Below are 11627 nucleotides of genomic sequence, written 5' to 3' on the forward strand. Positions count from 1 at the left end.
TTATCCACAGGTGGAAAATTTAAAAAATAGGGTAACTATAGTAATAGTAATATAAAGTTTTTATTATAAATACTTATTAAGTTTGGTATTATAATAGATATTAAGATTATTTTAGGAGGTAAAGTTATGAATGTAAGAGTAAGATTTGCTCCAAGTCCAACAGGATTTGTTCATATAGGTAGTTTAAGAACTGCATTATACAATTATCTATTTGCAAAAAGAATGGGTGGAGAATACATATTAAGAGTTGAAGACACTGATAGAACTAGAATTGTTGATGGTGCAATAGAAAATATGCTAGAAGCAATGTCATGGGCAGGAGTTAACCATACAGAAGGAGTTATGTTAGATGAAAATAAAAATGTAACTCAAGTTGGACCATACGGACCATATATACAATCTGAAAGATTAGACATATATAAAGGTTATATACAAGAATTATTAGATAGTGGAAAAGCATACTACTGTTTCTGTTCAAAAGAAAGATTAGATAAAGTTAGAGAGCAACAAAAAGAAGCTGGAGAAACTCCAAAGTATGATGGGCATTGTAGAAATTTATCAAAAGAAGAAGTAGAAGCTAAATTAGCAGCTGGTGAAGAACATGTAATAAGATTAAAATTACCTGAAAATCATGTTATAAAGTTTACTGATTTAGTAAGAGGAGAAACTGAATTTAACACTGATGAATTAGATGATCAAGTACTTATAAAAACTGATGGATTCCCAACATACCATTTCGCAGTTGTTGTAGATGACCATATGATGAAAATAACACATGTTATAAGAGGAGAAGAATGGATATCATCTACTCCAAAACATGTATATTTATATGAAGCATTTGGTTGGGAAGCTCCTACATTTGTACATCTTCCAAATATACTTAATAAAGAAAAGAAAAAATTAAGTAAAAGACACGGAGATGTTGCTGTAGAAGACTTCAAGAGAAAAGGATACTTACCAGAAGGATTAGTAAACTATGTTGCTTTAGTTGGTTGGTCTCCAGAAGATAACCAAGAATTATTTACTATGAAGGAATTAGAAGAGCACTTCTCTGTTGAAAGAGTTTCTAAGAGTGGAGGAGTATTTGATACAGATAAATTAAATTGGGTTAATCAACATTATATAAAAGATGCTTCAGATGAATATATAACTGATTTAGCAATACCTTTCTTAATAGAAGCTGGGTACATAACAGAAGCAGATGCTAAAGATAGATATGATTTTGTAAAATCTATGGTTTCTGTTGTTAAAGAAAAATTACAATATGTAAAAGAAGTAACAGACCACGTAAATATATTCTTTGGAGATAAAGTAGAGTTAGAAACAGAAGAATGTCAAGAATTCTTAAAATTAGAGCATATGCCAACATTAGTAAATGCATTAGAGGAAAAAATTAATGCTGCAGATGAAATAAGTGAAGAGTTCTTTAAAGCAATGTTTAAAGAAATACAAAAAGAACATGGAATAAAAGGTAAAAATTTATTCATGGGAACTAGAATAGTATTAACAGGACAAATGCATGGTCCAGATTTACCAAAAGCAGCTGCTGTTATAGGTAAACAAACATGTTTAAATAGAATAAAATATGTAAAAGAAAACTTATTATAGTAAAAAATCTCACCTTTATATTAGGTGAGATTTTTTTTATGTAGTTTTTTGAAGAAAGATTACAATCTAAAAATAAAGGAATTTTGAACAGTTAAACTAAATATATTTTAAATAGTTTATTATTAAAATAATGTATATTTTTAGGAGGATTGTATGAGTATAGATATTAACGAAATAAAGGAGGAACTAGATCAACTTTGTAAAGACTACGTAGACATAGTTAGTAAAATGAAAAACAAGAAAATCATTAATGATGATATATATTTAAATTGTGTATCTAATAAAATAGAATTTTTAGAAAAAAATGAGATGATTAAAACTAAATAGTTTGTTTATAAAAGCCAGAGGGTATAATAGTAGTACTATTAATTCGAGCGAATATAAATTATAATAGATTATATAGTTAGATTTATAAATTAAACAATGGTGAGGTGAATATTATGAAGTTATACAATACGTTAACTAGGACAAAAGAAGAATTTGTACCAATAGAAGAAGGAAAGGTAAAGATGTATGTTTGTGGACCTACAGTTTATAACTTCTTCCATATAGGAAATGCTAGACCCTTTATAATATTTGATACATTTAGAAGATATTTAGAATATAGAGGTTATGATGTAAAATATATTCAAAACTTTACTGATGTAGATGATAAAATAATAAAAAGAGGTAATGAAGAGGGAATAACTCCGGAGCAAGTTGCTGATAAGTACATAGATGAATATTTTAAAGATGCAGATGGATTAGGGATAAAAAGAGCTACTGTTCATCCAAGAGTTACTGATAATATCAATGAAATAATAGAATTTATAAAAGAATTAGAAGAAAAAGGATATGCTTATGCAGTAAACGGAGAAGTTTATTTTGATACTCAAAAATTTGAAGGATATGGAAAATTATCTAAACAAAATCAAGAGGACTTAGAAGCTGGAGCAAGAATAGAAGTAAACTCTCAAAAAAGACATCCTATGGATTTCGTATTATGGAAACCTAGAAAAGAAGGGGAACCAGGATGGGAAAGTCCATGGAGTGTAGGTAGACCAGGGTGGCATATAGAGTGTTCTGTTATGTCTAAGAGATACTTAGGAGATACTATCGATATACATGCTGGAGGGCAAGATTTAGCATTCCCACATCATGAAAATGAAATAGCTCAAAGTGAAGCGAGAAGTGGAAAAACTTTCTCTAACTACTGGATACACAATGGATATATAAATATAAACAATGAAAAGATGAGTAAGTCTAAAGGAAACTTCTTTACAGTAAGAGATATCGCAGATAAATATGATTTAGAAGTTGTAAGATTCTTTATGTTATCAGCTCATTATAGAAATCCAGTAAACTTTAGTGATGAAATGCTATCTCAGTCAAAAGCTGGATTAGAGAGATTATACAATACAAAAGAGAAATTAGAATTTACATTAAGCAATTTAAAGGTAGCAGATATAAAAGAAGATGAAAAAAGTTTAAGTGAAGAATTAAATTCATTTAGAGAAAAATTCATAACTGCTATGGATGATGATATAAACACAGCTGATGCTATAAGTGTTATATTTGAATTAGCTAGATTTATAAATACTAATGTAAATGAAGAATCATCAATAGAATTTGCGAAGAAGTGTTTAGCTGAGTTTGAAGAATTAACTAATGTTTTAAATATAGTTAATAAAAAACAAGAAGAAGTTTTAGATGCTGACATTGAAAAGTTAATACAAGATAGAGTTGATGCAAAGAAAAATAAAGATTTTGCATTAGCAGATGAAATAAGAAATAAGTTATTAGAAATGGGAATTGTTTTAGAAGATACAAGACAAGGAACTAAATGGAAAAGGGTGTAATAATGGAAAATGTAAACTTAGCTACGGTATCACCACTGGTTCTTGCTTATTTAGGAGATACTGTATATGAATCACATATAAGGGAGTATCTTATAAATAGAAATGTAAATAAGAAAGTTAATGATTTGCATAAGACAGCTATAAAATATGTAAAAGCTAAGGCTCAAGCAAATGTGATTCTTACTATTGAAGAATCATTGACTGAAGAAGAACACAGAATATATAAAAGAGGACGTAATCAAAAGTCTCATACTACACCTAAAAATGCGGATATTATAGACTATAAAAATGCTACTGGATTTGAAGCTTTAATAGGATATCTTCATATGAAAAAGGATTATGAAAGATTGAACTATATAATTCAAAAAGCAATTGAAATAACAGAAGAGAGCATATAATAAAAAAAGAGCTATCTCTATGTAGAGATCAGCTCTTTTTTATGCTTATATAAAAATTTATGTTAATCTAAAAAAACTCTATTTATAAGGATAAACTCCATTTTTAGACGAAATAATGTATAATAATATAATAAACTATTAAAGGAGGTACACACATGAAAGTTAAAGTAATAGCACACACACCTGAACCAGAAAAGGTGATATCAATGGCAGCAAAATTATGTTATTCATCTGTAGGAGTAGATGAAATAGAACAAAATTTAACTGATGAAAGTGTAGAAAAATTTTTAAATATGTTAATAAATATAGGACATGAATCTCCGTTAGAGCATGTTACATTTACATTTGCTGTAGAAGGGATATCAAGAAGCTGTTCACATCAAATTGTTAGACATCGTATAGCAAGTTTTTCTCAACAAAGTCAAAGATATGTTAAGCTAAATCAATTTGAGTATATAGTTCCTCCTGAAATAGAGAGTATCGAGGAAGCTAAAGAAGTATTTATAGATGCTATGAATAAAGATCAAGAGGCTTATGACAAATTAGTGGATATCTTATTTGAAAAACATTATAATAATTTAATCGAATCTGGAAAAAATGAGAAGGAAGCTAAAAGAAATGCAGAAAAAAAAGCAATAGAAGATGCAAGATATGTTTTTCCTAATGCATGTGAAACGAAAATGGTATTTACAATGAATACTAGAAGTTTATATAACTTCTTTAATCATAGATGTTGTGAAAGAGCACAATGGGAAATTAGAGAGTTATCTATAGAAATGTTAAGACAGGTTAGGTTAATAGCTCCTATATTATTTAAGAATATAGGACCAAAGTGTATAAAAGGACCTTGTCCAGAAGGAAAAATGACTTGTGGAAATATTGTTCAAGTAAGAGAAAAGTTTAATAATTTATAGGCGGTGAAGAGTTTGGCAATTATAGAAGGTAGAAATCCAGTTATAGAAGCTATAAAAAACGATAGAGAAATAGATAAAATAATGATAGCTAATGGAGCGAAAGAAGGCTCTATAAAAAAGATAACTGCAATGGCAAAAGAAAAAAACATAATAATACAGTATGTAGATAGAAATAAGTTAGATGAAATAAGCACTAGTCATTCACATCAAGGTGTAATAGCTAATGTTAGTGAATACAAATATTTTGAACTAGATGATTTAATTCAAAATGCAAAAGATAAGGGAGAAGACCCATTTTTTATAATATTAGATGAAATAACAGATCCTCATAATTTAGGGTCAATAATAAGAACAGCTGATGCTGTAGGCGCACATGGAGTTATAATTCCAAAGAGAAGATCAGTTCATATAACACCTACAGTTGTAAAGGCATCTGCAGGGGCTGTAGAGTACGTACCTGTTTGCAAGGTAACTAATATAGTTAACACAATAAAAACATTAAAAGAGCACGGCTTATGGATTGCAGCAGCAGATATGGATGGACAAACATTTTATGAGCAAAACCTAACAGGGCCTATAGGTCTAGTAATAGGAAGTGAAGGGTTTGGTATATCAAGGCTTGTTAAAAAGAATTGTGACTATATAGTAAAAATGCCTATGGTAGGAAATGTTACTTCACTAAATGCATCAGTTGCAGGAAGTATACTTTTATATGAAATATTCAAACAAAGAATAGGCTCTAAATAAGGTAATGAAAAGAAAGGTTAATCATTATCTAATAATTGATGGATATAATATTATAAATGCATGGGAAGAACTTAGACGTATTTCAGTAGAAGATTTAGATGCATCTAGGGAAAAATTAATTGATATAATCATTGAATATGCAGAATTTTCAGGCCAAAAAGCCATTGTTGTTTTTGATGCATATAATGTTAAAAGTTCTATTGAAAAAATAGAAAATAGAAAATATATAACAGTAGTTTATACAAAAGAACATCAAACAGCAGATAGTTATATTGAAAAATATATAACATCTTTATCTAAGTATGATGTTGTTAAAGTAGCTACAAATGATTATGCTGAACAGCAAATAGTATTAGGTAAAGGAGCATCTAGAATATCAGCTAGAGAGCTTAAATTAGACATAGAAGACGCTAAAAACAAGATAAGAAGTAAACAAATAGGGTCAGAGCGCAAAATTCAAAGAAATTGGTTAGAAGATAGATTAGATAAAGAAACTTTGTCGAAACTTGAGAACATTCGTAGAAACCGTTGAAATTACTAAGTTTAATAAACTATAATATACCTATGAAATTAAGTAATGGGGGATAGTAAAATGTTAGTAGCTAAAGAAAATAATTTTGGGTTTATAAATAATTCTCAGCAAGATGAATATGAAATAGTATTAAAAGCAAACAAAGGGGACACAATAGCACTGGAGTATATAATTACCAAGTATAAAAACTTTGTTAAATCAAAGGCAAAGTCATACTTTTTAGTAGGAGCGGATAAAGAAGACATAATCCAAGAAGGTATGATAGGACTTTACAAAGCTATAAGAGATTTTGACGGTACTAAAACAAACTCTTTTAAGTGTTTCGCAGAGATATGTATAACAAGGCAAATTATAACAGCAATAAAAACAGCAACAAGACAAAAACATATACCACTTAACTCTTATGTATCTTTGAATAAGCCTATATATGATGAAGAGTCAGATAGAACTTTATTAGATATAATAGCAACAAGTATAATTACTGATCCAGAAGAATTAATAATAAGCAAAGAGGAACTTAAAAATATAGAATCAAAGATGAATGAAATTTTAAGTAAGTTGGAGCTAGAAGTTTTAGAATTGTACTTAAATGGTAAGTCTTATCAATACATAGCAGATAAATTGGATAGAGATGTTAAGTCTATTGATAATGCGCTGCAAAGAGTAAAGAGAAAATTGGAAAAATATCTTGAAAACAGAAATAATTAATAGTAAAATACTTAGCATAAGCTTAATGTAAGCATTAACAAATATACAAAGGGAGGAATTCAAAATGGCTAAAGCTAAATTTGAAAGAAACAAGCCACATGTTAATATAGGAACAATAGGTCACGTTGACCACGGTAAAACTACATTAACTGCAGCTATAACAAAAACATTATTCGATAGATATCAATTAGGGGAAGCAGTAGATTTCGCTAATATAGATAAAGCTCCAGAAGAAAGAGAAAGAGGAATCACAATATCAACTGCTCACGTTGAATATGAGACTCCAAACAGACATTACGCTCACGTTGACTGCCCAGGACACGCTGACTACGTTAAGAACATGATAACAGGTGCTGCTCAAATGGACGGTGCTATATTAGTTTGTTCTGCAACTGATGGACCAATGCCTCAAACAAGAGAGCATATATTATTATCAAGACAAGTTGGTGTACCATACATAGTAGTATTCTTAAACAAATGTGATATGGTAGACGATGAAGAATTATTAGAGTTAGTTGAAATGGAAGTTAGAGACTTATTAAATGAGTACGAATTCCCAGGAGATGACACTCCAATAGTAAGAGGATCTGCTTTAATGGCATTACAAGATTCTTCTTCAGAGTGGGGAGATAAGATAGTTGAATTATTCGAGCAAATAGACGAATATATACCAGCTCCAGAGAGAGATGTAGATAAAGACTTCTTAATGCCAGTAGAAGACGTATTCTCTATAACAGGTAGAGGAACAGTTGCTACAGGTAGAGTTGAAAGAGGAGTATTAAAGGTTCAAGACGAAGTTGAACTAGTAGGTTTAGCTGAAGAGCCAAGAAAAATGGTAATAACAGGAGTAGAAATGTTCAGAAAGTTATTAGACCAAGCACAAGCTGGAGATAACATAGGAGCATTAATAAGAGGTGTACAAAGAAATGAAATAGAAAGAGGACAAGTTTTAGCTAAGCCAGGAACTGTTAAGCCTCACACTAAGTTCAATGCAGAAGTATACGTATTAAAGAAAGAAGAAGGAGGAAGACATACTCCATTCTTCGATGGATACAGACCTCAATTCTACTTCAGAACAACTGACGTAACAGGAGCTTGTAAGTTACCAGAAGGTGTAGAAATGGTTATGCCTGGAGATAACATCCAAATGAATATAGAGTTAATAAACTCAATAGCAATAGAAGAAGGATTAAGATTTGCAATAAGAGAAGGTGGAAGAACAGTAGCATCAGGTGTTGTTTCTTCTATAATAGAGTAATTCTCTTATCTTAAATATAAGTTTAAAAAACTAAAAAAAAGAGGGGGATATCCTCCTCTTTTTTTAACTTGAAACTAACAAAAACATTGACATGCCTACTAATTTATGATAATTTATATGAGGTGATGATTCAAAAACGATAAATTGAACCTATTATACAGAGTAGGCAATAAAGTTAACAATATATATATTGTATTTACGAGTTGGAGGTGTAGCAGATGAGAGTTAAAGTAACTTTAGCATGTACAGAGTGTAAGCAAAGAAACTACAACACTACTAAAAACAAAAAGAATAACCCAGATAGAATAGAATTACAAAAATATTGTAGATTCTGTAAGAAGCATACTGCTCATAAAGAAACAAAATAGTTTTTATTAAGGATGTGAGTGTGGAATGGCTGCCCAAATAAATGAAAGTCCAAGAACTAAAAAGAAATTTAGTTTCGTTAGATATGTTAAGGAAACTAAAAGTGAATTAAAAAGAGTTACGTGGCCAACAAAGAAAGAGCTTTTAAAAAACACAGGGATTGTTTTAACTGTTGTTGTTTCGGCTACTATCTTAGTATGGGCTTTAGATAGTGTATTATCTGGTGCACTAAATCTAATACTAAAATAGAAAGGGAGAATCAGAATGTCGGAATTACAAGAGGCTAGATGGTATGTAGTACATACTTATTCAGGTCATGAAAATAAAGTTAAAGCAACAATTGAAAAAGCTGTTAAAACTAGAGGTATGGAGGATTGCATAACTCAAGTGGTTGTCCCTACTGAAGATGTAGTTGAGACTACAAAAACTGGGAAAGAAAAAACTAGACAACGTAAGGTATTTCCAGGGTACGTGCTAGTAAAAATGGTTATTACTGATGAATCTTGGTATGTCGTAAGAAATACTAAAGGAGTTACTGGATTTGTAGGACCAGGTTCTAAACCAGTTCCTTTAAGTGAAGAAGAAGTAATAACTATGGGCATAGATACAGCTGTTCCTAAATTAGTAAGCGGAGACATAAATTTTGAAATTGGCGAAGTGATAAAGGTTGCTAACGGTCCTTTTGAAGGACAAATAGGAACTATAGAAGAAATAGACCTGGAATCAAAAGAAGTAAAAGTGTGTATAGATGCTTTTGGTAAAAAAACTCTATTTGCAATAGACTACAAAGGCATAGAAAAATATAACTAGAGAATAAATAATCTGAGGAGGTGCGCTCAATGGCTAAAAAAGTTATAGGTCAAATAAAATTACAAATACCTGCAGGGAAAGCTACACCAGCTCCACCAGTTGGACCAGCATTAGGACAACACGGTGTTAACATAATGGGATTCACAAAGGAATTCAATGCTAAAACTGCAGATCAAGCTGGGATGATAATACCAGTTGTTATAACTGTATATCAAGATAGATCTTTCAGTTTCATAACAAAAACTCCTCCAGCTGCAGTATTATTAAAGAAAGCTGCTGGATTAGATACTGCTTCAGGAGAGCCAAATAAGAAGAAGGTTGCTACTTTATCTTCAGCTAAGATAAGAGAAATAGCTGAGTTAAAAATGCCTGACTTAAACGCTGCTTCAGTAGAATCTGCTATGAGAATGATAGCTGGTACTGCAAGAAGTATGGGTATCGTTGTTGAAGACTAATTAATATTAGATTAGTTATCTTCGCTTGAAAAAGTGGGAGGTAAAAAACCAATATAACCACAAGGAGGACATGAAAAATGGCTAAAAAAGGTAAAAAATACGTAGAAGCTTTAAGTAAGATAGATAAAACTAGATTATATGATGCTTCAGAAGCTTTAGCTTTAGTTGCAGAAGTTGCTACTGCTAAGTTTGATGAGACTGTAGAAGCTCATATAAAGTTAGGTGTTGACTCAAGACACGCTGACCAACAAGTAAGAGGTGCGGTTGTATTACCACACGGAACTGGTAAAACTAAAAGAGTTTTAGTTTTTGCTAAAGGTGCAAAAGCTGAAGAAGCTACAAATGCTGGTGCTGACTTTGTAGGTGCTGAAGAATTAGTACAAAAAATACAAGGTGAAAACTGGTTTGAATTTGATGTAATTGTTGCTACTCCAGACATGATGGGTGTAGTAGGTAGATTAGGTAGAGTATTAGGACCTAAAGGTTTAATGCCAAACCCTAAATCAGGAACAGTTACTTTTGATGTAGCTAAGGCTATAGATGAAATAAAAGCTGGTAAAGTTGAATATAGATTAGATAAAACTAACATAATACACGTTCCAGTAGGAAAAGTATCTTTCGGTGGAGAAAAGTTAACTGAAAACTTTGCTGCATTAATGGATGCTATAGTTAAGGCTAAGCCTGCTGCTGCTAAGGGACAATACTTAAAGAGCGTAGCTGTTACTTCAACTATGGGACCAGGAGTTAAAGTTAACCCTGCTAAAATAGCTGAATAATAAAAGCTTGACATTAATAAATAACGATGTTAAAATAATATTCGTTAATAAATAAAAAAGAATAGATTTGCCGTAGACAGTAGGTGCTTTAAGCTTAATATCCTACCGAGGTTTTAGATAAATTTTGATGCTAAAGCTTTTGTATGTCTATATGATTACAAAAGCTTTTATAAGTTGCGGCAGATAAAACCTATCGGATGAAGGAGGTGCTGACCAGATGAGAAAAGCTATAGAAGTAAAATCACATGTTGTTGCTGAAATAGTTGAGAAGTTACAAAACTGTTCTTCTGCTATAGTTGTTGATTACAAAGGATTAACAGTTGAAGAAGTAACTGAATTAAGAAAGAAAATGAGAGAAGCTGGTGTTGAATACAAAGTATACAAAAACACTTTAGTTAGAAAAGCAGCTAAAGAAGTTGGTATAGAACAATTCAATGACGAATTATTAGTAGGAACAAATGCGATAGCATTCGGACACGAAGATCCAGTTGCTCCAGCTAGAATAATAAAAGAATTTATGGATTCTCATCCAAAAATGGAATTAAAAATGGGTGTAGTTGAAGGAGAATTCTACGGTAGAGAAGATATCGTTGCATTCGCTAATATACCATCAAGAGAAGTACTTCTTGCTAAATTACTTGGAAGCTTAAAAGCTCCAGTATCAAACTTTGCATACTTATTAGATGCAATGATCAAGAAGCAAGAAGGTCAAGAAGCTTAATAACAGCTTAAGAAATAAGAAAAAAATAACAATTATTAATTGAAAAGAATATAATTCGGAGGTGCTAACAATGACAATAGAACAAATATTAGAAGCTATAGAAAACATGAAAGTTTTAGAATTAAATGAATTAGTTAAAGCTGCAGAAGAGAAATTCGGAGTATCTGCTTCAGCTCCAGTTATGATGGCTGGTGCTGTTGCTGGTGGAGCTGCTGAAGAGAAAACTGAGTTTGACTTAGTATTAACAAGTGCTGGATCTTCAAAAGTTGGAGTTATAAAAGCTGTTAGAGAAATAACTGGATTAGGATTAAAAGAAGCTAAAGAATTAGTTGACAATGCTCCTAAGACATTAAAAGAAGCAGTTTCTAAAGACGAAGCTGAACAAATGAAAGAAAAGTTAGAAGCTGCTGGAGCTTCAGTAGAAGTTAAGTAGTTTTCTTTTAAAGAAGATGTCCTTTAGGGCATCTTTTTTTTTCCTCAAATGCAAAAAATAACA

The 11627-nt window shown here is 31.1% G+C and carries 16 protein-coding genes and 1 other annotated feature; all 16 genes read left to right on the plus strand.

Annotated features, from left to right (window positions below):
- Positions 1-126 precede the first annotated feature (126 nt).
- A complete protein-coding gene (gene gltX / locus KXZ80_RS00465) occupies positions 127-1608 on the plus strand; it encodes a glutamate--tRNA ligase (protein WP_021431484.1) in 1482 nt (493 codons plus the stop codon).
- 153 nt (positions 1609-1761) lie between these two features.
- Complete coding sequence (locus KXZ80_RS00470; RefSeq protein ID WP_021431485.1) at positions 1762-1935, plus strand: hypothetical protein; 174 nt, start codon at positions 1762-1764, stop codon at positions 1933-1935.
- Positions 1936-2048: 113 nt separating this feature from the next.
- A complete protein-coding gene (gene cysS, locus KXZ80_RS00475) occupies positions 2049-3446 on the plus strand; it encodes a cysteine--tRNA ligase (protein WP_021431486.1) in 1398 nt (465 codons plus the stop codon).
- Positions 3431-3844, plus strand: coding sequence for a Mini-ribonuclease 3 (locus tag KXZ80_RS00480; protein ID WP_025162206.1), 414 nt, complete (start codon positions 3431-3433; stop codon positions 3842-3844). The genes cysS and KXZ80_RS00480 overlap by 16 nt, the downstream gene beginning before the upstream one ends.
- A 155-nt stretch (positions 3845-3999) precedes the next feature.
- Complete coding sequence (gene thyX / locus KXZ80_RS00485) at positions 4000-4758, plus strand: FAD-dependent thymidylate synthase (protein WP_021431487.1); 759 nt, start codon at positions 4000-4002, stop codon at positions 4756-4758.
- Between the two features lie 12 nt (positions 4759-4770).
- Positions 4771-5505 (plus strand): 23S rRNA (guanosine(2251)-2'-O)-methyltransferase RlmB, encoded by a 735-nt coding sequence (gene rlmB, locus KXZ80_RS00490; protein ID WP_021431488.1) that lies wholly within the window; start codon positions 4771-4773, stop codon positions 5503-5505.
- A 4-nt stretch (positions 5506-5509) separates the two neighbouring features.
- Positions 5510-6037: an NYN domain-containing protein gene (locus KXZ80_RS00495; RefSeq protein WP_021431489.1), complete on the plus strand. Its 528-nt coding sequence runs from the start codon at positions 5510-5512 to the stop codon at positions 6035-6037.
- A 60-nt stretch (positions 6038-6097) separates the two neighbouring features.
- Positions 6098-6745 (plus strand): RNA polymerase sporulation sigma factor SigH, encoded by a 648-nt coding sequence (gene sigH, locus KXZ80_RS00500; protein ID WP_021428164.1) that lies wholly within the window; start codon positions 6098-6100, stop codon positions 6743-6745.
- A gap of 64 nt (positions 6746-6809) precedes the next feature.
- Entirely contained in the window at positions 6810-8003 is a 1194-nt protein-coding gene (tuf, locus tag KXZ80_RS00505; RefSeq protein WP_021428171.1) for an elongation factor Tu, read from the plus strand.
- Between the two features lie 218 nt (positions 8004-8221).
- Positions 8222-8371, plus strand: a complete 150-nt coding sequence (gene rpmG, locus KXZ80_RS00510) for a 50S ribosomal protein L33 (protein ID WP_021121979.1) — start codon at positions 8222-8224, stop codon at positions 8369-8371.
- A 25-nt stretch (positions 8372-8396) separates the two neighbouring features.
- Entirely contained in the window at positions 8397-8618 is a 222-nt protein-coding gene (secE, locus tag KXZ80_RS00515; RefSeq protein ID WP_021431490.1) for a preprotein translocase subunit SecE, read from the plus strand.
- 15 nt (positions 8619-8633) lie between these two features.
- Positions 8634-9179 (plus strand): transcription termination/antitermination protein NusG, encoded by a 546-nt coding sequence (gene nusG, locus KXZ80_RS00520; RefSeq protein ID WP_021431491.1) that lies wholly within the window; start codon positions 8634-8636, stop codon positions 9177-9179.
- Positions 9180-9208: 29 nt separating this feature from the next.
- The gene (gene rplK, locus KXZ80_RS00525) at positions 9209-9634 is read left to right on the plus strand and encodes a 50S ribosomal protein L11 (RefSeq protein WP_021121982.1); all 426 of its coding nucleotides are present in this window, start codon (positions 9209-9211) and stop codon (positions 9632-9634) included.
- A gap of 77 nt (positions 9635-9711) precedes the next feature.
- Positions 9712-10410, plus strand: coding sequence for a 50S ribosomal protein L1 (gene rplA / locus KXZ80_RS00530; RefSeq protein ID WP_021431492.1), 699 nt, complete (start codon positions 9712-9714; stop codon positions 10408-10410).
- Positions 10411-10462: 52 nt separating this feature from the next.
- Positions 10463-10590: a sequence feature (ribosomal protein L10 leader region), on the plus strand.
- A gap of 37 nt (positions 10591-10627) precedes the next feature.
- Positions 10628-11131, plus strand: a complete 504-nt coding sequence (rplJ, locus tag KXZ80_RS00535) for a 50S ribosomal protein L10 (RefSeq protein ID WP_021431493.1) — start codon at positions 10628-10630, stop codon at positions 11129-11131.
- Between the two features lie 70 nt (positions 11132-11201).
- Entirely contained in the window at positions 11202-11564 is a 363-nt protein-coding gene (gene rplL / locus KXZ80_RS00540; RefSeq protein ID WP_021431494.1) for a 50S ribosomal protein L7/L12, read from the plus strand.
- Positions 11565-11627: the final 63 nt, after the last annotated feature.

Origin of the sequence: Paraclostridium bifermentans (genome assembly GCF_019916025.1) — a bacterium.
Lineage (GTDB): Bacteria > Bacillota > Clostridia > Peptostreptococcales > Peptostreptococcaceae > Paraclostridium > Paraclostridium bifermentans.